This is a genomic window from Neisseria sp. HMSC065D04, from assembly GCF_001815675.1.
Classification (GTDB): Bacteria; Pseudomonadota; Gammaproteobacteria; order Burkholderiales; family Neisseriaceae; genus Neisseria.
On sequence record NZ_KV821518.1, the window covers coordinates 111,685 to 132,297 of the forward strand.

The 20,613-nt window shown below is 53.5% G+C and carries 19 protein-coding genes, 1 tRNA gene and 1 pseudogene; 14 read left to right on the top strand and 7 right to left on the bottom strand.

Annotated elements, in window-relative coordinates; all coding sequences use genetic code 11:
- Positions 1 to 115: 115 nt before the first annotated feature.
- Positions 116 to 973 carry a c-type cytochrome gene (locus HMPREF3050_RS07265; RefSeq protein WP_070774276.1) on the bottom strand — a complete coding sequence of 286 codons (858 nt, stop codon included), beginning with the start codon at positions 971 to 973 and terminating at the stop codon, positions 116 to 118.
- Between the two features lie 286 nt (positions 974 to 1,259).
- Here HMPREF3050_RS07265 and HMPREF3050_RS07270 point away from each other — a divergent pair.
- Positions 1,260 to 1,335, top strand: a tRNA-Arg gene (locus HMPREF3050_RS07270).
- Between the two features lie 104 nt (positions 1,336 to 1,439).
- Here HMPREF3050_RS07270 and HMPREF3050_RS07275 read toward each other — a convergent pair.
- Positions 1,440 to 2,633 (bottom strand): amino acid aminotransferase, encoded by a 1,194-nt coding sequence (locus HMPREF3050_RS07275; RefSeq protein ID WP_003763045.1) that lies wholly within the window; start codon positions 2,631 to 2,633, stop codon positions 1,440 to 1,442.
- 145 nt (positions 2,634 to 2,778) lie between these two features.
- Between HMPREF3050_RS07275 and folP the strand changes: the two genes are divergently transcribed.
- The 6 genes and pseudogenes from folP to HMPREF3050_RS14865 form a co-directional block, all read left to right on the top strand.
- Positions 2,779 to 3,636, top strand: a complete 858-nt coding sequence (gene folP / locus HMPREF3050_RS07280) for a dihydropteroate synthase (protein WP_070774277.1) — start codon at positions 2,779 to 2,781, stop codon at positions 3,634 to 3,636.
- A gap of 285 nt (positions 3,637 to 3,921) precedes the next feature.
- On the top strand, positions 3,922 to 5,259 hold the full coding sequence (gene glmM / locus HMPREF3050_RS07285) for a phosphoglucosamine mutase (RefSeq protein WP_070774278.1): 1,338 nt from the start codon (positions 3,922 to 3,924) through the stop codon (positions 5,257 to 5,259).
- 304 nt (positions 5,260 to 5,563) lie between these two features.
- Positions 5,564 to 6,247 (top strand): DedA family protein, encoded by a 684-nt coding sequence (locus HMPREF3050_RS07290; protein ID WP_049228274.1) that lies wholly within the window; start codon positions 5,564 to 5,566, stop codon positions 6,245 to 6,247.
- A gap of 295 nt (positions 6,248 to 6,542) precedes the next feature.
- On the top strand, positions 6,543 to 7,535 hold the full coding sequence (locus tag HMPREF3050_RS07295) for an asparaginase (protein WP_070774339.1): 993 nt from the start codon (positions 6,543 to 6,545) through the stop codon (positions 7,533 to 7,535).
- Positions 7,536 to 7,542: 7 nt separating this feature from the next.
- The gene (locus tag HMPREF3050_RS07300; RefSeq protein WP_070774279.1) at positions 7,543 to 8,334 is read left to right on the top strand and encodes a TatD family hydrolase; all 792 of its coding nucleotides are present in this window, start codon (positions 7,543 to 7,545) and stop codon (positions 8,332 to 8,334) included.
- A 22-nt stretch (positions 8,335 to 8,356) separates the two neighbouring features.
- Positions 8,357 to 8,480, top strand: a pseudogene (locus tag HMPREF3050_RS14865) (IS5/IS1182 family transposase); the annotation flags it as partial.
- Positions 8,481 to 8,573: 93 nt separating this feature from the next.
- On the opposite strand, the gene HMPREF3050_RS07305 reads toward HMPREF3050_RS14865, so the two are convergent.
- Both HMPREF3050_RS07305 and queC read right to left on the bottom strand, forming a co-directional pair.
- Complete coding sequence (locus HMPREF3050_RS07305; protein ID WP_070774280.1) at positions 8,574 to 9,326, bottom strand: DUF4336 domain-containing protein; 753 nt, start codon at positions 9,324 to 9,326, stop codon at positions 8,574 to 8,576.
- 82 nt (positions 9,327 to 9,408) lie between these two features.
- Positions 9,409 to 10,068: a 7-cyano-7-deazaguanine synthase QueC gene (queC, locus tag HMPREF3050_RS07310; RefSeq protein WP_070774281.1), complete on the bottom strand. Its 660-nt coding sequence runs from the start codon at positions 10,066 to 10,068 to the stop codon at positions 9,409 to 9,411.
- Positions 10,069 to 10,187: 119 nt separating this feature from the next.
- On the opposite strand from queC, the gene HMPREF3050_RS07315 reads away from it, so the two are divergent.
- Both HMPREF3050_RS07315 and HMPREF3050_RS07320 read left to right on the top strand, forming a co-directional pair.
- Positions 10,188 to 10,787 carry a CDP-alcohol phosphatidyltransferase family protein gene (locus tag HMPREF3050_RS07315; protein ID WP_070774282.1) on the top strand — a complete coding sequence of 200 codons (600 nt, stop codon included), beginning with the start codon at positions 10,188 to 10,190 and terminating at the stop codon, positions 10,785 to 10,787.
- Between the two features lie 46 nt (positions 10,788 to 10,833).
- Positions 10,834 to 11,457 (top strand): DUF2238 domain-containing protein, encoded by a 624-nt coding sequence (locus HMPREF3050_RS07320; protein ID WP_070774283.1) that lies wholly within the window; start codon positions 10,834 to 10,836, stop codon positions 11,455 to 11,457.
- Positions 11,458 to 11,688: 231 nt separating this feature from the next.
- On the opposite strand, the gene HMPREF3050_RS07325 is transcribed toward HMPREF3050_RS07320, so the two are convergent.
- Complete coding sequence (locus tag HMPREF3050_RS07325; protein WP_070774284.1) at positions 11,689 to 13,644, bottom strand: Pycsar system effector family protein; 1,956 nt, start codon at positions 13,642 to 13,644, stop codon at positions 11,689 to 11,691.
- Between the two features lie 220 nt (positions 13,645 to 13,864).
- On the bottom strand, positions 13,865 to 14,149 hold the full coding sequence (locus HMPREF3050_RS07330) for a PepSY domain-containing protein (RefSeq protein ID WP_070774285.1): 285 nt from the start codon (positions 14,147 to 14,149) through the stop codon (positions 13,865 to 13,867).
- A 231-nt stretch (positions 14,150 to 14,380) separates the two neighbouring features.
- Between HMPREF3050_RS07330 and HMPREF3050_RS07335 the strand changes: the two genes are divergently transcribed.
- The gene (locus HMPREF3050_RS07335) at positions 14,381 to 16,123 is read left to right on the top strand and encodes a bifunctional alpha/beta hydrolase/class I SAM-dependent methyltransferase (RefSeq protein WP_070774286.1); all 1,743 of its coding nucleotides are present in this window, start codon (positions 14,381 to 14,383) and stop codon (positions 16,121 to 16,123) included.
- Positions 16,124 to 16,474: 351 nt separating this feature from the next.
- Here HMPREF3050_RS07335 and HMPREF3050_RS07340 read toward each other — a convergent pair whose 3' ends face one another.
- Positions 16,475 to 16,846: an ACP-like domain-containing protein gene (locus tag HMPREF3050_RS07340; RefSeq protein WP_003755076.1), complete on the bottom strand. Its 372-nt coding sequence runs from the start codon at positions 16,844 to 16,846 to the stop codon at positions 16,475 to 16,477.
- Between the two features lie 198 nt (positions 16,847 to 17,044).
- Between HMPREF3050_RS07340 and HMPREF3050_RS07345 the strand changes: the two genes are divergently transcribed.
- The 4 genes from HMPREF3050_RS07345 to HMPREF3050_RS07360 all read left to right on the top strand — a co-directional run bounded on the left by HMPREF3050_RS07345 (position 17,045) and on the right by HMPREF3050_RS07360 (position 20,612).
- Positions 17,045 to 17,632, top strand: coding sequence for a hypothetical protein (locus tag HMPREF3050_RS07345; RefSeq protein ID WP_070774287.1), 588 nt, complete (start codon positions 17,045 to 17,047; stop codon positions 17,630 to 17,632).
- A 3-nt stretch (positions 17,633 to 17,635) separates the two neighbouring features.
- Positions 17,636 to 19,213, top strand: coding sequence for a phosphatase PAP2/dual specificity phosphatase family protein (locus tag HMPREF3050_RS07350; RefSeq protein WP_070774288.1), 1,578 nt, complete (start codon positions 17,636 to 17,638; stop codon positions 19,211 to 19,213).
- A 135-nt stretch (positions 19,214 to 19,348) separates the two neighbouring features.
- On the top strand, positions 19,349 to 20,170 hold the full coding sequence (locus HMPREF3050_RS07355; RefSeq protein ID WP_070774289.1) for a CPBP family intramembrane glutamic endopeptidase: 822 nt from the start codon (positions 19,349 to 19,351) through the stop codon (positions 20,168 to 20,170).
- Positions 20,171 to 20,237: 67 nt separating this feature from the next.
- Entirely contained in the window at positions 20,238 to 20,612 is a 375-nt protein-coding gene (locus tag HMPREF3050_RS07360) for a type 2 periplasmic-binding domain-containing protein (protein ID WP_070774290.1), read from the top strand.
- Position 20,613 lies beyond the last annotated feature (1 nt).

The following is a 20,613-nucleotide window of genomic DNA, read 5'->3' on the forward strand; positions in this document are numbered from 1 at the left end:
TTGTCCTGATTTAAATTTAATCCACTATATCTTTTAGGATGGCGAATGGCTGCAAAAAAACGCACCTTGTTTAAAGGTGCGTTTTTGATGGGATATATGGCGTTTTTTGAACAAATCAGAATTTAGCGCCTGATTGGTTGGCCATGTAGTCGACCGCTGCTTTGACTTCATCGTCGCTCAGGCCGGCGTTGCCACCTTTTGCAGGCATGGCGTTGAAGCCTTCGAGAGCGTGTTTGTGCAGGGTTTCTTTACCTTGTTTGATGCGTGAAGCCCATTCGTCTTTTTTACCTATGCCGGGAATGCCGGGGACTGCGCCGCCGTGACATGCCTGACAGGTTGCTTCGAAAACTTTTTTACCGTCTGCGCCGGAGGCTGCAGGAGCGGCTGCGCCTTTGTCTTCGGCTTTAGGTGCATCGGCTGCGGGGGTGGAGCCGGCAGCGGCCGGTGCGGAGGCGGCTGCATTGCCTGAAGCGGCTTGATCGGCAGGTGCTGCGGCATCCGGATCAGGGAAGGTACCGCCGCTCTTGTTCGCCATGTAAGTGATGACGCGTTTGAGTTCTTGGTCGGTCAAATCGGCTGCGCCGCCTTTTGCAGGCATGGCGTTAAAGCCGTTCAGAGCGTGTTGGAAAAGAGTATCGAAGCCTTGGGCGATACGGGGCGCCCAGTTGCCGTTATTTTCGATTTTCGGCGCGTTGGGTACGGAGCTGTCTGCGCCGTGGCACTGGATACAGATTTTGTTGAAAATCTGATCGCCTTTGCGTTCGCCTACCGGAATGCCGTCTCCCAAGGTAAGCTGTCCTACGGGCTGGATGCGGGTTTGGGTAGCAGTTTCGGAAGATTGGGCAACGTCTGCATACGAGCCGCTGCCCGCCAATTTGATGAGGAAGTAAATGACTGCAATGGCAATAACGATACCGCTCACAAGGGTAAACAATGCAGAGCCTTGGGCTTTGGAGTCGCGGAGTTGTTTCATTTGGTAGGCCTCGCCGTTAGGTTAGGTTGTGCTTTGAGTTATAGTTTGGTGTGTTAAACGCAGTTAACAATATTTTGCTGGATTATACTGAATTCACAAGGGCTTTCCAATCGCTCTTGTGGAAAATATACGCAAAGGCGGCGGTTTTTTGCCGCCTGTTAGGGGGTGAGTTGTGTATGTTGTTGATTATTTTATGGGATTTTTCTTCAAATTTGTCTTGTTTGCGCCATCCTGCATAATAGGCTTTGCCAACAGGCGGGATTTGCGTTAATCTTACGCCTTCTTCGCACCCATAGCTCAGTTGGAAGAGTGTCAGTTTCCGAAGCTGGAGGTCACAGGTTCGATCCCTGTTGGGTGCGCCAATTATAGAGAGGCCGTCTGAAAGATGAAAATTTTTCGGGCGGCCTTTTGACTTACTTCAAATAAAACTACATCAGGTTTCAGACGACCTTTTACTTTTTGCGCTTTATTTCAACACTTCGGCAAACGCATCGGCAACATAGGCGATATTCGAAGCATTCAGCCCGGCGACGCACATCCTGCCTGAATCCAGCAGGTAAACGGCAAATTCGTCGCGCAGCCTGCGGACTTGTTCTACGCTCAATCCTGTGTAGCTGAACATGCCGCGCTGTTTGATGAAATAAGTAAAATCGCGGTTAGGGATTTGGGCGGTCAAAACGTCATAAAGTTTCTGGCGCATGGCGCGGATGCGGTCGCGCATGACATAGACTTCATTTTGCCACAAGGCGTAAAGTTCGGTGCTGTTCATCACATCGGCGGCGATATAGGCGCCATGTGCGGGCGGGCTGGAGTAGATGCGGCGGACGGTGAATTTGAGTTGACCGAACACCAATTCCGCTTCTTCTTTATTCGGGCAAACCACGCTCAAACCGCCGACCCGTTCGCCGTAGAGCGACAGATTTTTAGAGAATGAATTGCTGACGAACAGCGGCAATTCCATTTCCACCGCTTTGCGGATGGCGTAGGCATCGCTGTCCAAATCGCCGCCGAAGCCTTGGTAGGCGATGTCCATAAACGGAATCAGTTTGCGCGTTTTGATGATTTGCAACACTTCGTCCCATTGCTGTTCCGACATATCCACGCCGGTCGGGTTGTGGCAGCAGGGGTGTAGGATTAGGATGCTGTGTTCGGGCAGGGTGTTGAAAAACGCGGTCATTTCATCGAATTTGACGCCGACGGTGGCGGGGTCGTAATAAGGATAAGTGCCGACCTCGAAACCGGCGCCTTCAAAAATGCCGCGATGGTTGTCCCAAGTCGGGTCGCTGACGTAGATGCGCGCTGCGGGGAACCAGCGGTGCAGGAAGTCTGCCCCGACTTTGAGCGCGCCCGAGCCGCCCAAGGTTTGTACGGTAACGATGCGTCCTTGCGCGAGCGCGGGGTTGTCTTTGCCGAACAACAAATGCTGCACCGCGCTGCGGTAAGTGTTCAAGCCTTCCATAGGCAGGTAGGGCGACGGCGCGGGCGTGGCGGCGCGGGCGGTTTCGGCACGGTTTACGGATTCCAATACGGGCATTTTGCCTTCATCATCGAAATAAATGCCTATGCTCAAATTGACTTTTTCGGGACGCGGGTCGTTTTTGAAGGTTTCGACCAAACTCAAAATCGGGTCGCCGGGGTAGTATTTGACGTGGCGGTACATGATGGTTCCTTTGTCAGACGGATGGGGACGGGAAACCTGATTTTTGCATTAAACGGCAGGATTTGTAAAACGGGGTCGTCTGAAAGCTGCATGATGTTTTCAGACGACCTATAATTTCGTCTTCATTATTTTACGGAACACCATCATGACCACACGCATCTGGCAGGCAGGCAGGTTTGAAATCGGTTTGGACAAGCCGAAAATCATGGGTATCGTCAACCTGACGCCCGATTCTTTTTCCGACGGCGGCGTATATTCGCAAAATGCCCAAACAGCCTTGGCACACGCCGAACAGCTTCTAAAGGAGGGCGCGGACATTCTCGACATCGGCGGCGAATCGACGCGGCCGGGTGCGGATTATGTTTCGCCTGAAGAAGAATGGGCGCGGGTTGCGCCTGTATTGGCGGAAGTGGCGGGGTGGGGCGTTCCAGTCAGTTTGGACACGCGCCGCACGGTGATTATGGAAAAAGCGTTGGCGCTCGGCGGCGTCGATATTATTAATGATATAGCGGCGTTGACCGACGATGGAGCGGTCGAATTGCTGGCGCGTCAGGCGGACACGGGCATTTGCCTGATGCACATGCAGGGTTTGCCCGAAAACATGCAGATTAATCCGAAATATCAAGATGTGGTCGGCGAAGTGGCGCGGTATTTGAAAGAGAGGACGGCGGAATGTATCGCGGCAGGCATCGCCCCGCAACGCATCACGCTCGATCCGGGGTTCGGCTTCGGCAAAAACCTGCAACACAATATCGCGCTGATGCGGCACTTGCCCGAATTGATGGCGGAAACGGGTTTCCCGCTGCTGATCGGTGTGTCGCGCAAACGCATGATAGGCGAGCTGACCGGCGAGGCGGACGTGGCGGAACGCGTACACGGCAGCGTGGCGGCGGCGCTGGTTTCCGTGGCGCGCGGCGCACAAATCGTGCGCGTGCATGATGTGAAGGCAACGGCGGATGCGTTGAAGGTGTGGGACGCCTTAGGGCCTGCCGGCGTCCGATAGTTTTCGTTTTGGAAGCAAAAAACCACTTGGAAAATGAAATGTCGGCAGCTCCTGAAGTGGTGATAAAGAGGTCGTCTGAAAACGAGTTGGACGGTTTCAGACGACCTGTTTGTTTAATCCGGTTAACTTGTTCCGTATTTTGATAAAATAAGAAACTATACCGCTCAGGCGCAATCTAATGACGCTAAACATAAATCCCAACAGTTTTGCATAAAATCCCCTATACTGCCCGTTATGACATTTACGGGTAACCCCATTCTAAAAACATCCTCACGGAGCAAACTCATGGCAAAAAAATATTTCGGCACGGACGGCGTGCGCGGCGAAGTCGGTCAATTCCCGATCACACCCGATTTCGTATTGAAACTCGGTTATGCGGCGGGGCAGGTGTTGGTGCAGCATGACGGCGGGCAGAAGCCGACCGTCCTGATCGGCAAAGACACGCGCATTTCCGGCTACATGCTCGAAGCCGCGCTGGTGGCGGGTTTTACCGCCGCGGGTGTCAACGTCATCCAAACCGGCCCGCTGCCTACGCCGGGCGTGGCTTATCTGACTCGTGCACTGCGTTTGTCCGCCGGTGTGATGATTTCCGCGTCGCACAATGTGTATTCCGACAACGGCATCAAATTCTTTGCCGAAGGCGGCGTGAAGCTGAGCGATGAAATCGAATTGGAAATCGAAGCCAAAATTGATGAGGAAATGAAAACCCAGCCGTCCGCCCGCCTCGGACGCGCCCGCCGTATCAACGGCGCGGACGACCGTTACATCGAATTCTGCAAATCCACCTTCCCCAGCCATTTGGATTTGCGCGGCCTGAAATTGGTGGTCGATACCGCGCATGGCGCAGGCTATGACGTTGCGCCCAAAGTGTTCCACGAACTCGGCGCGCAAGTCGTCAGCATCGGCGACGAACCGAACGGCTACAACATCAACGAAAAATGCGGCGCGACCCATCCTAAAGCCTTGCAGGCCGCCGTATTGCAAAACGAAGCCGACTACGGCATCGCGTTGGACGGCGACGGCGACCGCCTGATGATGGTCGATCGCAACGGCAAAGTGTACGACGGCGACAGCCTGATTTACGTCATTGCCAAAGCCCGCGCCCGCGAAGGCATCAACATCGGCGGCGTGGTCGGTACGGTCATGACCAATATGGCGATGGAAATTGCCCTGAAAGAGCAGGGCGTCGATTTCTGCCGCGCCAAAGTCGGCGACCGCTATGTGTTGGAACAGCTGAACCAACGCGGCTGGCTCATCGGCGGCGAGGCCAGCGGCCATATTTTGTGCATGGACAAACACAACACCGGCGACGGCATCATCTCCGCGCTGCAAGTTTTGGCGGCACTGCAAATCCTGAACCAAGACCTTGCCACCGTTTGCGCCGACTGGCAGCCGTATCCGCAAACCATGATCAACGTGCGCATCCAAAAAGGTCAGAAATGGCAGGAAGCCTCGAAAGACGAGTTGGCAGAAGTGGAAAAAGAACTCGAAGGCAAAGGCCGCGTCGTGTTGCGCGCATCGGGTACCGAGCCGGTCGTGCGCGTCATGGTCGAAGCGCGTCAGGCGGACTGGGCGAAAAAAGGTGCGGAACGCATCGCAGCAGCCATCACCGGCAAGCAGTAATACTGTCGGACAATAAATCGGGTTTTTAACAAACCTTGAAACTGCCGTCATTTCCGTGCAAATGGGAACGGCGGTACAGTGGATTGATTTTGAACCAGGGCAAGGCGGGGAACGCCATGCCGGTTTAAGGTTAATCCACTGTGTTTTTTAGGATTCAAGGTCGTCTGAAACACATCAATTCATATTGTTCACGCCTATTTTCATAACCTGCCTTGTTATTTCTTTCAGACGACCCTATCTTTGGTAAAATACAACATTCAGTTCAAATGAATTTCCCCTCCACATTACAACCGATGGATACGCCATGTTTGCCTTTTTAGAAGACTTTTTTGTCCAATACGGCTACGCAGCCGTGTTTTTCGTTTTGGTCATTTGCGGCTTTGGCGTGCCGATTCCCGAAGATTTGACGCTGGTGACAGGCGGCGTGATTTCCGGCTTGGGTTATACCAGGTCTCACTGGATGGTTGTCGTCGGTATGCTCGGCGTGTTGGCGGGCGACGGATTTATGTTTGTCGCCGGACGCTTGTGGGGGCAGAAAATCCTCAAGTTTAAACCCATCGCCCGCGTGATGACGCCTAAGCGTTACGCGCAGGTGCAGGAGAAATTCGACAAATACGGCAACTGGGTATTGTTCGTTGCCCGCTTCCTGCCCGGCCTGCGAACCGCCGTGTTCGTAACCGCGGGTATCAGCCGCAAAGTTTCCTATACCCGCTTCATCCTGATGGACGGGCTTGCCGCGTTGGTTTCCGTGCCGGTTTGGATTTATTTGGGCGAATACGGCGCGCACAACATTGATTGGCTGATGGCAAAAATGCACAGCCTGCAATCCGGCATCTTTACTGTTTTGGGTATATTGGCAGTGGTGTTGGCTTGGTTTTGGTGGAAAAAACGTCAGCGCCTCCAGTTCTACCGTACCAAATTGAGCGAAAAGCGGGCGCAGCGCAAAGCCGCCAAGGCAGCCAAAAAAGCCGCGCAAAGCGAACAATAAAATCAAGCATCCTGACAAGGCTGACGATATTCAATAGTTTCCGTGTCTTTTTATCCCCAAAGCGGTATCTTCTGCGTTGGCAATCCTCACAAATTGTCCAAGCTTGTTGCGGCGTCCGCCTTGAACCTCCCGCTTCGTTAATAAAAATCCACTTGGAAAATCAAATATCGGCAGCCTCGGGGTGCTTTTTCATTTCAAGGTCGTCTGAAAACCGTCTGCGCCGCCAAATTGCCAGCCTGTCCGAAATATAGTTAAATAAGCCGCATCATTATTTTCAGACGACCCGATGATGTCCATGAAACAAAAAATCTTCGTCCTCTACACAGGCGGCACCATAGGCATGACCCAAAGCAGCGAAGGCCTGCGCCCAGATACCGCGCTTGTCAGCCAAGCCCTTTCCCCCTTTTCAGACGACCTCGACTTCGAGTGGCACGTCTGCAATCCTTTGATTGATTCCTCCTCCGTCACCCTGCAACACTGGCGCGACTGGCTGGACATCATCGCCGCCAAACTGCCTTCCTGCGACGGCATCCTGATACTGCACGGCACAGACAGCATGGCGTACACCGCCAACTTCCTCGCACTCGCCCTGCGAGGCTTGGGCAAACCGATTGTCCTGACCGGCTCCCAATGGCCTTACGCCGCCGAAAACAGCGATGCTCCGTGCAACCTCTCCACCGCCGTCGCCGCCTTCAGCCTCAAGCTCAAACAAACCGTCATCGCTTTTGACGGCAAACTTTATCCCGCCGTCGGCAGCAGCAAAGTCAGCACCGAAACCGCCGCAGGCTTCGACAATCCGCATTTCGGCGCCATCGCCGAATGGGACGAAACCCAAGGCTGGCATCATATCCGCGTCCCGTCCCAAGATGCGGCGGATGTTTCAGACGACCTCAAAATCCGCTATCCCGACCCGCAGGCAAAAATCGCCGTCCGCACGCTTATCCCCGGCTTTGCCGTCCAAGAACTTGCGGACGGACTCGCACAGCTTCCCGCCCACGCCCTTATCCTGCAAAGCTACGGACACGGCAACACCCCCGCAGACGAAGGCTTCATCCGCGCTGTCCGAGACTTTACGCAGCAAGGAAAACTGCTGCTCAACATCAGTCAAGTCCGACAAGGCAGAACCGCCGCCGTTTACGCGCAAGGCAACGCGTTCCGCAATTCGGGCATCATCAACGGCGGCAAATGCAACCTCGAAACCGCCACCGCGCTCATGACCCTCGCCGTATCGCAAGGCTGGGGCGCGGAAGATGTAGAAAAAGAGTTGGCAAGATTGCAATTGTTGTGAAATCGAAATGAACCTGACCGATACCCATTGCCACCTCGCCGATCCCGCCTTACGCGAAAACCTGCCGCACGTTTTGACCGCCGCGCGGGAGGCAGGGGTAGGGCGGTTTATCGTTCCCGCGACCCGACCGCAGGATTGGCAGGGCGTGGCGGATTTGGCGCAAAGGTCGTCTGAAAACCCGCTTTGGGGCAACATTCATATCGCGCTCGGCATCCATCCTTGGTTTTCAGACGACGTTTCCGAACCGGATTTCCGGCGTTTGGAGCAAGTATTGAAAGCGCGTCCGACGGCATGGGTCGGCGAAATCGGCTTGGATTTTTACGACAAAACCCAAACGCAACGACAGCGCGAACGGCAAATCCAAGTCTTCAGCCGCCAGCTTGAGATCGCGCAAACCCTGCGCCGCCGCGTGATTATCCATAATCTCAAAGCCACCGCCGACATCACCACCGCCGTCAAGCAGACAGGCTTTACCCAAGGTGGCATCGTTCACGCCTTCTCCAGCAGCGCGGAAGAAGCGCGCGTGTTGACGAAATTGGGTTTCAAAATCGGCATCGGTTCGCTGTTGCTGAACCTGAACGCACGAAAAATACGCGAAACCCTCAAAGCCTTAAATGACACCGATTTCGTCTTGGAAACCGACAGTCCGTTTATGCTGAAAAACGAAATCAACACGCCCGCCAACATCCGCCAAATCGCCGCCATCGCCGCTGAAATTCGCGGCGTTGCCGTTGAAGAGATAGCCGAAGCGACCGAGCGGAATGTGGAAATGTTGCTGGCAGCAGAAAAGGTCGTCTGAAAACGTTCCGTCTTATCGGAACTATAGTGGATTAAATTTAAATCAGGACAAGGCCGGAAGCCGCAGATACAGTACAGATAGTACGGCAAGGCGAGGCAACGCCGTACTGGTTTAAATTTAATCCACTATATGTTTTCAGACGATCTTTGGTTGTATGAGAAGCCATAGTGGTTTTGCACGCTGCTGTGGCTTTTTAAAGTTAATCCACTATATTTTTCAACAAAACAGCCGCAGCTTGGCTAATCCAGCCATCTGAACGCGCGGTGCAGTTCGTCCGTGCCGCCGGTTTCGTAGCAGCGGCCGTGCGCCAGTATGATTTTTTCGGGCTGCCAGTCCAGCATCTGCTTCAGGCAGGCGCGGGCGGCGGTTTTGTCTTTGAAGGTGGCGCGCCAGTCGGCGGGGGCTTTGCCGTCGGGGTCGGCGATACCCGTCAGTTTCATCACGCTCGCCCAAAAGCGGTTGGGAAATTTGGCAGTTTCGAAGTTTTCAATCAAATCGGCCAGTATCAGGGTTCGGCTCGCGCGATGGAAAAACACGGTTTCCTCCATCGCTGAGCTGCCCGCAAACGGCATTTGCGCCAAATCGTCCGCCCATTGCGGCGGCGCGGCGGCACCGAGGTCGGCATCGAAACAAACGGCAATATGCTGCGATGCCGCCCGTTCGCGCACGCCGGAACTTGCCCACGCAAGCGCCTGCGGGTAATGCCGTTTCCACGCGGCGATGTGGGCGTAGTGGATTTTGTTGGGCGAAACCAGATGGCGGACTTCGCCGAGCGCGTCGATTTGCCGCAGCAGTTCGGGCGCGGGTTCAACCGGCGAATGACACCACAGCCCGCCGTCGTTCAGGCGCACGACGGTCATGCGGGTGCTGAACGGCACTTTGATGCCCAGCGGAAAATTCATGTGTATGACTTTTCCGTCAGCAATCCAGATGCCGTCTGAAAAAGGTTTCAGGGTATGGAGCGGGTGGTAGAGATGGATTTTGTCGGTCATGACGGCCCTTACAGTTGTTCTCGGCTTATTATTCGACCGCCCTCTTGCCGCAGACGTTCCCACTCTAGACGGAACACTTTTTTCAGACGGCCTTTTTGCTTTCCAAATATTCCACCAATCCGCGCTCGCGCAACACGCAGCTCGGGCATTCGTGACAGCCGCCGACGATGCCGTTGTAGCAGGTGTGGGTCTGCTCGCGGATGTAGTCCAGCGCGCCCATTTCGTCCGCCAGCGCCCAAGTTTGCGCTTTGGTCAGGTACATCAGCGGGGTGTGGATTTGGAAGGCGTAGTCCATCGCCAGATTGAGGGTAACGTTCATGGATTTGACGAACACGTCGCGGCAGTCGGGATAGCCGGAGAAGTCGGTTTCGCACACGCCCGCGATGATGTGCCTGATGCCCTGTCCTTTGGCGTAGATGGCGGCGTAGAGCAGGAACAGGGCGTTGCGTCCGTCTACGAAGGTATTGGGCAGGCCGTCTGAAGCGGTTTCGATGGCGGCGGTATCGTCCATCAGGGCGTTGTGCGTAATCTGCTGCATCAGGCTCAAGTCGAGTACGGTTTGTTTGACACCCAAATCCTGCGCGATCCAGCGGGCGCGTTCCAGCTCGACGGCGTGGCGTTGTCCGTATTGGAAGGTGATGGTTTGGACGTTTTCGCGTCCGTAGGTTTGAATCGCCTGAATCAGGCAGGTGGTGGAGTCCTGGCCGCCGGAGAAGATGACCAAGGCTTGTTGGTTTTGCATGATGAATCCTAGTTTTGGTAACGCGGGAGGTTTGCGAACCGCGTGGTTGGAAAGTTGACGGATTATAACGGATTTCGTCTATAATCGCGGCACTTCGTTTATTTTCAGACGGCATAATTATGAGCATCTACGCCCTTAAACCCAAATTTCAAAACCTGCTGCGCCCGCTGGTGCGCGCGCTTTATAACCGTGGTGTAACCGCCAATCAGGTTACGCTGGCGGCTTGCGCGGTGTCGGTCGCGGTCGGGCTGCTGCTGTCGCTCGGCGCGCAGGTTCCTGCCTTGTTTTGGCTGTTGCCCGTGTGGCTGTTTGTCCGCATGGCGTTGAACGCGGTGGACGGAATGCTGGCGCGCGAGTTCGGTCAGCAGTCGGCATTGGGCGGCTATCTGAACGAAATCACCGATGTTGCTGCCGATGCCGCGCTGTATCTGCCTTTCGCCTTTATCGCCCCGTTTGACGGCGCACAAATCGGCCTGTTTGTCTGGCTTGCGGCAATGACCGAATTTTGCGGCGTGTTGGGGCAGGTACACGGCAACGGGCGGCGTTATGACGGGCCGTTCGGCAAGAGCGACCGCGCGTTCTTTATCGGCGTACTGGCGGTGTGGTATACGGTGGCGGGCAGCTTCCATGCGGTTTTCTACGTCGTCATGTGGCTGGCTTGCGCGGCATTGGTTTACACCTGCTATAAACGCGTCATCAATGGTTTGAAGGCTGTCTGAAAATCGTTTCTCTCTCTTCCATTCCATTGATAACACGATAAACTTTATGCAAAAAACTTCGCACATCATCCCTTTGCTGCTCACGGTTTTCATTGCCGCACTCATCGTCTGGTCGGGCATCAACCCCTCCGACCGCGCCGTTTGGTACGCCGAAATCCTCCCCGTTTCCACCGTATTTGTCGCGCTCATTGCCACTTACCGCCGCTTCCGTTTCAGTAATCCGGCTTATGTATTCATGAGCTTCTGGCTGATTATGCACACCATCGGCGCGCACTATACCTTCGCCGATGTCCCCTTCGATTGGGCAAACCGCCTGCTTGCGCCGTTTTTAGGCGAAGGGCGCAACCATTTCGACCGCGTCGGACACTACATCATCGGTTTCTACGCCTATCCGATGGCGGAATGGCTGTTGCGCCGCCAACTCTGCCGACCCGCGCTTGCCCTGTTTTTTTCCTTGTTCTTCATCATGAGCGTGGCGGCGGCTTACGAAATCATCGAATGGCAATATGCGGTGATTGACGGCGGCGAAGCGGGGTTGGAAGTGCTCGGTTCGCAAGGCGATATTTGGGACGCGCAAAAAGACATGCTCGCCGATACGCTGGGCGCGCTGACTTCGCTGGTGGTGTTTATGTTTACACGGCCGGACAAACGGTTGAACGCAAGCCGATAGCCCTTGGACAATAGTAAAAAGAAAGGTCGTCTGAAATCATGATTTGGTTTCAGACGACCTTTCTTTTGCAGCTGCTTCCCAGTCCGCGGCTTTCGATTTGTCCTTTCGCGGAAGGATACCAATCAAAACGAGGCAATGCCGTATCGGTTTGGATGGAGCAGTCATTCGCCAAAAAAAGGTCGTCTGAAACCTTAACCCTCAGTTTCAGACGACCTTTAATCAGCTTTAAAACTACTGTTTACCAAGCTGGCTGTAATCCACCAACATATACTTGGCAGTAATTTTCTGCGAAGCGTTGCCTTCGTCGCCCATCAGAATCATCTGCGGCTTGCCGTTGACCGTAATCGAATCGACGGCTTCGACGTTGGTGATGTGTTGCAGGTTGGGCAGGGAGATTTTTTGCGGTTCGTCGGTCGGGTTGCCGCTCCAAGTCCACAGTTGCGAGAATTTCTGCCCGTTTTCGTCCTTCACTTCGTTGGCGATGACGTAGTTTTTCAACACCGGGTCGTAGTTGATAGAACGGATACCGCCGCCGTCGATGTCGAGGATGGCGACTTCATCAAACTCAGGCTTGGCGTTGCGCTCGAACACGTCTTTCGGGTTGCTGATGAATGCCACCAGCGCCATATTGTTGAACTCAGGATCGCGGAAGCCCAAGACGAGGCGTTTCTTCACAGGGTCGAACGCCATGCCTTCGATATTGATTTCTTCAAAGGAAACTTCGGCTTTGGTGCGTTCGCGGATGAGGTCGTGCAATTTGTGGTCGGTTTCCAAAACCTGCGTCAGATTGTCGTAGCTGGTCAGTCCCAACACATTGCCGTCTTGGATTTTAAAGCGCATCAGGTGTTCGCGGTCGGGCGAGCGGTTGCCTTTGCGGGTGCGCGAGTGCGAAGTGAGCGCGTAGATAAAGCCTTCATCGTCGCGCGCCAATGCTTCCAAGTCGCTCAGGCGGCGTTTGAAGCCGGTGATCACGCGTGTATCCAAGGCCTCGTCTTCGATAAATCTGCCGGACGAATCGATGCTGACGATGCTGAACGCGTGGTTCGGTTCGTCTTCGGCAATCAGCAGTTTGCCGTCGGGAAGCTGTTGCACGGCAGATGGCTCGTACACGCCGTTGAACATATTAATACCCAAAGAGCGCAGCTCTGCCGCATTGTTGGCAGGTTGGGTCAGCAGCGAAGGCAGCGTCTTCACGCCGATAAACGCCGCCAGCGAAGCCAAAAGCCCCCAACGGAATACGGCATAGGACAAGTTGATGTATTTGAACTGTTTGTCCGCCAGCAAGCCCAGCCAGTAAAGATGATCACTCATCTTTTGATAGACTTGTTTGCGGTCGCCCATAATCTCCTGCATCATTTCCCAATATTGGTCTTTTTGCACCTTCACACGGTCTTCGTAAATCAGGATATTGGGCTGGCTGCCGCTGAAAAAGCGCGTTTGGGTGCTGCTGAGGCGGGTTCTCAAATCACGCAGTTTGGCGCGTCCGCGGAAGAAATCCTTAACCCAAGCACGCGCCGCCTGCATTTTGCCGATACGTTCGGGCGAAGCGGACAGCAGCGCGAATACGATGGACGCGGCGGCGGTAATCATAAACGTACTCGCCGGAATCAGAAATTCGGGCGACGATGAAAAAATAAACGCGCCCGAAATCATCAGCGCAGACACGATAAAACCGTTGAGCGAAATCATAATGTTCGCCTTGGTCGCCGCCAGCGCGAGCAGCTCCATCTCCGAACGCACAGCGTTGCGGAACATGGTTTCCACGCCTTTGTTCGTACCCAAAAGATCGGAAGGCGGCGCATCGGCGGCTTGTTTTTTCTTCTTCGCCTTGTCTTTTTTGTCTTTCTTTTTCTTTTTGGGCTTTTCAGACGACGTCTCAATGCCTTCAAGGATGATGTTATCCGTCACGGCCTCTTCGGCATTGCTGTCTTGTTGATGGTCTGCCGTTTCAGATTCCGCAGTTTCTTCAACTTTTAAAGTTTCTTCAGCTTTCACGGATTCTTCAATGTTTACAGCTTCTTCAGTTTTTAAATTTTCTTCACCCTTAGCAAACGCTTCTTCTGAATCTTCCCAAACTTCGGAAACAGGCTGCGGCGCATCGGGATCGGGTCGTTCGAAAGGTTTCTCCCAGTCAGAAACCGTATTTTGCGACTCTTGCCCTTTTTTATTTTTATCGTGGAAATCCATGTTTATCCTCCGTTTGAGTGAATCAATTTAAATGGAAAGGAAAAAGCGTTTTTTAGTTCCTCTGATTCGGGGAATTTACACAACGTCATACATTATCGATAAAAACATTACACTTCTTGGGATAATCATGTTTGTAATGATGAAGTCGGCAATCCAAGTTCCCCTTCAACAAAAACTGCCGCCAAACGGGCAGTTTGCGGCAGCTGTAACGCATCGTGTATCAGTAGTCGATACGCTCTTTGATGATTCTCAAGTCGGGGTAAGACAATTTGATGTCGTATTCGCGTCCGCCTTTGTAGGCTTCTACGTCCAATACAGGTCTGCCGCGATAGTCGTCGGCGTCGATGTCGTGAACGCGATAGCCGCGTTGCTCAAGCATTCTGATGGCTTTGGTACGGTTTTGTTCAAAATTTTTGTCGCTGTAAATTTGGTGTTCGATGTAATCGTTGGCACCTGCGACAGCAGCGGACAAAGCGACGATGGCGGCCAATAATAATTTTTTCATGTTCGACTTCCTTTCGAAATGTGTCATTGGGGTTTTGATGGGTGTATTTAAACACGGCAAAATTAGCAGTCATTTAGCACTTGGTTAAACGCGGTAAAGGTCGTCTGAAACGTTTCAGACGACCTTTTGTTGCTTCTTTCCGTCATTTCCTTTATCCGTTTATCAGATAACGATTGCATAAATTCAGCGTGTCATGATACCGTTCAAAAATATGACTATCAGGAGTTTTTCATGTCCGAGCAACAAAAATACTTTTCTACCCAAGACGGCACTTCGCTTTTCTACCGCTACCGACCCGCTGCCGACGGTTCGGCCGATAAAGCCATCGTGCTGTTCCACCGCGGCCACGAGCATTCCGGCCGGATGATGTTTGTTGCCGACGAACTCGGTTTCGACGATTTTGCCTATTTCGCATGGGACGCGCGCGGTCATGGCCACAGCCCCGGCGAGCGCGGCGACAGCCCCAGTATCGGTACTTCCGTTGCCGATGTGGACGACTTTATCCGCCACATCCAAAGCGAATACGGCATCAAGCCTGAAAATATCTGCGTGATCGCGCAAAGCGTCGGCGCGGTATTGGTTTCCACTTGGCTGCACGACTACGCGCCAAAAATCCGCTGTGCCGTATTGGCATCGCCCGCATTCAAAGTCAAACTCTACGTCCCTTTTGCCCGCACCGGCTTGAAAATCATGCAGAAATGGCGCGGCAATTTCTTTGTCAACAGCTACGTCAAAGCCCACTACCTGACCCACAATAAAGAACGCCAAGACAGCTACGATAACGATCCGCTCATCGCCCGCGCCATTTCCGTGCGCATCCTGCTCGGTTTGTATGAGGCTGCCGAACGTGTCGTCGCCGATGCGCAGGCGATTACCACGCCCTTGCAGCTTTTGATTTCCGGCAGCGACTGGGTTGTTCACCACAAACCGCAACACGATTTCTACAACCGTTTGGGCAGCCGCATCAAAGAACGCCATATCCTGCCCGGTTTCTATCACGACACATTGGGCGAACAAAACCGCGAAATCGCCTTTGTCGAAATGCGCCGCTTTATCCGCGAACGTTTCAATCAGCCTTTATATCAAGTCGATTTGACCCAAGCCCACCTGCACGGCGAAAGCCGCCGCGAAGCCGACGAACTGGCCACGCCTTTGCCTATTTGTTCGCCGCGCGGCGCATTTTGGGCGGTTTACCGAGCTGCCCTCGACCTCGGCGCGCGCTGGAGCGAAGGTTTGAAAATCGGCAAGGAAACCGGCTACGACTCTGGCAGCACGCTGGATTATGTGTACCGCAACCAGCCGCAGGGCAGCAACGCCTTTGGTGTGGCGGTGGACAAACACTATCTCAACGCCATCGGCTGGCGCGGCATCCGCCAACGTAAAATCAATATCGGCAAAGCGATTCAGGTAGCTTCTGCCAAGCTGCGCGAAGCGGGCAAACCGGTACACGTTCTCGATATTGCCTCGGGGCACGGCCGCTATGTGCTTGACGCACTGACTGCCGACACGCTGCCCGATTCCGTGCGCCTGCGCGATTACAGCCCGATTAACGTCGAAGCCGGACGCAAGCTGATTGCCGAACGCGGTCTGCAAGACACGGTTACCTTCGACGAAGTCAATGCCTACGACCGCGCCAATTATCAGGATTTGCAGCCCCGCCCCACACTGGGCATCGTTTCCGGCCTGCATGAATTGTTTGCCGACAACGATTTGATTTTGAACTCGCTCTACGGCTTCGGCGATGCGATTGAAACAGGCGGCTACCTGATTTACACCGGTCAGCCATGGCATCCGCAGCTCGAAATGATTGCGCGCGCGCTGACCAGCCACAAAGCAGGCAGCCCGAACTGGGTAATGCGCCGCCGCAGCCAGCAGGAAATGGATCAGCTTGTAGAAAAAGCCGGTTTTGAAAAAATCCATCAGTGGATAGACGAAGACGGCATCTTTACCGTGAGCCTAGCTGTGAAGAAATAAAAAGAGGAGTTGATGAATTACCGCCGTTTCTCGCGTAGCGAAACATTTTTAGGTTGATATAGTAGTGGATTAAATTTAAATCAGGACAAGGCGACAGCCGTGCAGACAGTACAGATAGTACGGAACCGATTCACTTGGTGCTTCAGCACCTTAGAGAATCGTTCTCTTTGAGCTAAGGCGAGGTAACGCCGTCCTGGTTTAAAGTTAATCCACTATACGTGCGGGGAACGGTAGTTGTGCAGATGTGCAACAGTTTCAAAATTTGCCTGGAAACAGATAAAACGAAAGGTCGTCTGAAACCTTATTTCGGTTTTCAGACGACCTCGAAGAAACTTAAATCGTTGCTTTAAATTAACGATCGATGTTAACAGGTTCGCAGTTTTTCACGATGAAGCGGTTTTGTGCATCGCTGACGCCCACGACTTCGGAAGTGGTGTGGGTGTTGCGGTCGATGTAACCGGCAGACATAGAGAAACCGCGTTTGTTGGTGAAGGTAGTGCCGGTGCTGTCAGAGCGGCGTTTGTCAACGCGCAGGCTGATTTGTTTGCCGGCTGCATTTGCAGAAGCGCCTACTGCATTGCCTTTACGGTCGAATTCATAAACGACATTCAGTTTTTTACCGTTGTCGCATTTGTAAGGAACATAGCCTGCAGGAGCGGCGGCGGCAGTCATGGAAACACCGGCGGTCAGAACGGCTACAACAGCGGCAGATAAGAGTTTCATCTGGTATTACTCCATAAAGTAAAAAAGAGTGATGTGTGGCGTGGACTATCCGGCGCCATCCTTGCTTTGTTTTGAAAGCAGGACATATTTTATCCGTTCCGAAGAAATATACAATATGCCCATATGCAAAGCTATACAAAGAAATTTTCGGGAAAAGTTATTACGCTTGTACAAATTTTAATAAGGTGAAGTTTCATAATGAAAAAATTACTTACATTACTAATTCTTTCCGCATTTTCATCCGCCTGCTATGCCGCTGCGGCTGACTGGACGCCGTTGTTGGAATCTATGAAAAAAGGCTGCGCTGTTGATTTTGATGCCTTGCCTTATGGAAAGTCCGATATCGGCAAACTGCCTGCCCAATACCGCGCCTCCGTTGCCCGCAGCCGGAGCAGGCAGACAGAGTCGGATGGTGAAGCATTAACTATTGAATTGAAAAATTCTGTTGCTTTTGGACAGCCCTTGTCCGCCTTAATCATCGAATCCGGTGAAGGATACGGCCATGTCAAAATGAAGTTTGCCCGAAATGCCGATGTGTCTAAACTTATTCCCTTATTTACCACACCAACCGATAAACGGCACGGTATGTTGGCAGCGGGTAGGGCGCAGAATTTTTGTGTCAAAGGCGCAAACGGGACGTTGAAGCAATACCAATCTTCGCGGCATCACTGGCGCGCCGTTTCGTCTGAGGGGCCGTGGCAGGAATTCCGCTACCATCCAAAAGAAAACGTTTTATCCTGCCTGAATTCCGACCATTATGGCGATGAAGTGGAATGCACTAGATAAAACATGAAACCTACGCTGAAAACTTCTCTACTCAAACTCGCTTTGGTCGGCATGCTTTTTTATGCCAGCTACGGCCTGTCCAACCATTACGCGGCATCGCTGGCCTATGTGCCGGAAGTCGCTTTTGCGTGGGAGCGCAACATTCCGTTTTGGGAATGGACGATTTTGCCTTATTGGTCGCTGAATCTGATGTATGCAGCGGCGTTTTTCCTTTGCCGAAATGCGCGTGAACAAAACCGCTATGTCGCACGGCTGGTATCAGCGCAAATCGTCGCCACTACTTGCTTTATGTTGTTCCCGCTGCATTTCGGCTGGCCGAAGCCGCCTACCGACGGGCTGTGGGGCGTGATGTTTGATTCATTGGTCGCATTTGATTTGCCGTACAACCAATCGCCGTCGCTGCATATCGCGCTGTCTATCATTGTCGGCGCGTTTTATTGGACGCGGTTTCCCAAAATCCGTTTGCCGATTTTTCTGTGGCAAAGCCTGATTGCTTTGTCGGTACTGACGACTTACCAACACCATTTTATCGACGTGCCGACCGGCGCGCTGCTGGGCTGGCTGGTGTTGTGGGCAATACCCCAACACGGCGTATCGCCTTTCAGACGGCCTTTTGATACTCAAGGCCGCCTGAAAACGAGCGAAGCGAGTTTCTGCGAAGCTAAAACGAGCGAAGCAAGTTTCTGTGAAGCCAAAACTCCCCCCGAAACACGTTCCCGCGAAATCAAAATCGCCATGCTGTATCTGGTGGGTGCGGCATTGTCGGCACTGCCGTCCTTGTTCGGCGGCGCGTGGTTGTGGATGTTGTGGGTCAGCGTGTCGCTGTCAGTGGTCGCTTTCGCCTATCTGACCGGCAATGCGGCGGTGTTCCAAAAACAGGCAGACGGCAGGCTGTCGGCGGCGGCAACGGTTTTACTGCTGCCTTATCTGGTGGGCGTGCGGCTGAACATGGCTTATTGGCTGCGCGGCAAGGCGAAGACGGCGCGGGTTCGCGATGATGTGTTGATTGGCAGTATCTCAGGGGTTGCGGAGATTCAGCATTGTGGCGGAGTTTTTGGGAAAAAAACGGCATCTGCTGCGTTAAAAATGCTCGCAAGGTGTTCAACCTTGCTGCGCTTTTTGCCTTGCATCTACCATTTTTTGCCACAAAAATCCGCTTCACAAGCTAAATCTCCGCACCCCCTGGCAATTTCAGACGACCTCCCCGCCGTATTGGACGTATGCGCCGAATATCCCTGCCCCCGCTATCGCGGCGCATGCCGCGTTCTGCCGCTATTGGACATGGTTGCGCCGTCTGAAAACGATTTGGTGCAGGCGGCTTCGTTGCTGGAAGCATTGCGCCGGCAACACGGCAAGGTTCTGACCTGTTGCGCGCTGGGCTACGGACGCAGCGCGGCGGTGGTACTCACTTGGCTGCTGGTTTACGGCGGCTGCCGGGATTTGGCACAGGCAACGGCGGAGCTGAAACAGGCCCGCCCGCAGATGGTGCTGCCGCCGGAAATGGCAAAGGCAGTAGAAGCGGCGGCAGGCCGTCTGAAAATGAACGCAGCGAGTTTCCGCGACGCTAATCGAGATAGCTAAGATAAGTAGATGAAAAGCCCAAGCTGAGCAAATCATTCTCTATTGAGCTTGTGCAAGGCAATGCAGTCCTAGTTTAAAGTAAATTCACGATACGATGACTCATCTGTGCCGAACCAAAAGTAAGGAGGGAAACTTATGACTAAAAGCTACCGCCCCGTTACGTTTTACACTTTATCCCTGCTGATTCCGTGGACATTATGGTTTGCTGCCGCCTACATCAGCCACCGCCCTGATGCTGTTGAGTACCAGTGGGCACAGGCTGCATTAGGGTTAGCCGGGCTGTTCACCCCTATGTTCGTGGCGGCGTTCATGTTGTACAAACAGCCCAAATTGTGGACGGACGCGAAACACCGCCTGTTCCGCCTGACAGGTTTTCCCAAGCGATACCTGCTCGCTGCCGCGCTGCTCGGTCCGGTTACCTTGGTGCTGGCGCAACTCATTTCCATCGCTTTCGGACACAGTTGGGCGCAGTTTCACATTTCGGGACATCCGTCATTTACGTCCGCCTTGCTGTCGCCATGGTTCATGCTCCTTATTGCGCCTGTTGCCGAAGAATTGGCGTGGCACAGCTATGGCACCGACGCGCTCACGGCACGCAGAAGCCTGTTTGTCGCATCTTTGCTATTTACCGTGTATTGGGCGTTTTGGCACATGCCGCTTGCCTTCGTCAAAGGCTATTACCACAGCCAAATCGTTTCCGAAGGCGCACTCTACACGGTTAATTTCGTGGTCAGCATGTTTGTCTTCGTCCTATTGATGAACTGGTTGTACGCCAAAAGCGGGCGCAGCATCGCCGTGGCGACGATATTCCACCTGTGCGCCAATCTGGGTAACGAGATTTTCGCCACCCACCCCGACAGCAAGGTTATTCAGACGGCCATTTTATCTGCAGTAGCCATTTATATTTTGATTACGGAAAAGAATTTGTTTTTAGGTAAACCTGTGCCATCCCGATAACAAATTCAGACGACCCTTGGACAGGATATGCCCCGAATGACGGTTTCCATACCAAAAAGGAATGCGAATGGACAATTCCACTGACAGCCTGATTACCGCCCGCCTGCTTGCCACCGCCCGCTATACCGCCGTGTTCAATGCCTTGCTATTCGTTTTGTCCGCGCAACGCGGCGGAGCGTGGTCGGCGGTGCAGCTTGTCTTGGCAGCGGCGCTGTTGTACTACCACGTCCGCATCGAATTCGACCGCCGCGTGTTCCAAGATTTTGCCGACGGCCGCTATACGCCCGAAGCCTTCGACCAAGCCTTGCGGCAAACCGGCTTGTGCCGTGTTTCAGACGACCCCTCCATGCCGCAGCGTGTGGCGGGTGCGATTGCCTTGTGGCGCAAAAGCCTTTACCTGACCGCTGCACAATCGGCAGTTTTCCTTATCCAAATCCTCTGAT

Bases quoted from the DNA above. Each gene is read 5' to 3' on its own strand.
- HMPREF3050_RS07265 (WP_070774276.1), bottom strand. From the start codon at position 973: ATGAAACAACTCCGCGACTCCAAAGCCCAAGGCTCTGCATTGTTTACC.
- HMPREF3050_RS07275 (WP_003763045.1), bottom strand. From the start codon at position 2,633: ATGTACCGCCACGTCAAATACTACCCCGGCGACCCGATTTTGAGTTTG.
- folP (WP_070774277.1), top strand. From the start codon at position 2,779: ATGACCACACGCATCTGGCAGGCAGGCAGGTTTGAAATCGGTTTGGAC.
- glmM (WP_070774278.1), top strand. From the start codon at position 3,922: ATGGCAAAAAAATATTTCGGCACGGACGGCGTGCGCGGCGAAGTCGGT.
- HMPREF3050_RS07290 (WP_049228274.1), top strand. From the start codon at position 5,564: ATGTTTGCCTTTTTAGAAGACTTTTTTGTCCAATACGGCTACGCAGCC.
- HMPREF3050_RS07295 (WP_070774339.1), top strand. From the start codon at position 6,543: ATGAAACAAAAAATCTTCGTCCTCTACACAGGCGGCACCATAGGCATG.
- HMPREF3050_RS07300 (WP_070774279.1), top strand. From the start codon at position 7,543: ATGAACCTGACCGATACCCATTGCCACCTCGCCGATCCCGCCTTACGC.
- HMPREF3050_RS07305 (WP_070774280.1), bottom strand. From the start codon at position 9,326: ATGACCGACAAAATCCATCTCTACCACCCGCTCCATACCCTGAAACCT.
- queC (WP_070774281.1), bottom strand. From the start codon at position 10,068: ATGCAAAACCAACAAGCCTTGGTCATCTTCTCCGGCGGCCAGGACTCC.
- HMPREF3050_RS07315 (WP_070774282.1), top strand. From the start codon at position 10,188: ATGAGCATCTACGCCCTTAAACCCAAATTTCAAAACCTGCTGCGCCCG.
- HMPREF3050_RS07320 (WP_070774283.1), top strand. From the start codon at position 10,834: ATGCAAAAAACTTCGCACATCATCCCTTTGCTGCTCACGGTTTTCATT.
- HMPREF3050_RS07325 (WP_070774284.1), bottom strand. From the start codon at position 13,644: ATGGATTTCCACGATAAAAATAAAAAAGGGCAAGAGTCGCAAAATACG.
- HMPREF3050_RS07330 (WP_070774285.1), bottom strand. From the start codon at position 14,149: ATGAAAAAATTATTATTGGCCGCCATCGTCGCTTTGTCCGCTGCTGTC.
- HMPREF3050_RS07335 (WP_070774286.1), top strand. From the start codon at position 14,381: ATGTCCGAGCAACAAAAATACTTTTCTACCCAAGACGGCACTTCGCTT.
- HMPREF3050_RS07340 (WP_003755076.1), bottom strand. From the start codon at position 16,846: ATGAAACTCTTATCTGCCGCTGTTGTAGCCGTTCTGACCGCCGGTGTT.
- HMPREF3050_RS07345 (WP_070774287.1), top strand. From the start codon at position 17,045: ATGAAAAAATTACTTACATTACTAATTCTTTCCGCATTTTCATCCGCC.
- HMPREF3050_RS07350 (WP_070774288.1), top strand. From the start codon at position 17,636: ATGAAACCTACGCTGAAAACTTCTCTACTCAAACTCGCTTTGGTCGGC.
- HMPREF3050_RS07355 (WP_070774289.1), top strand. From the start codon at position 19,349: ATGACTAAAAGCTACCGCCCCGTTACGTTTTACACTTTATCCCTGCTG.
- HMPREF3050_RS07360 (WP_070774290.1), top strand. From the start codon at position 20,238: ATGGACAATTCCACTGACAGCCTGATTACCGCCCGCCTGCTTGCCACC.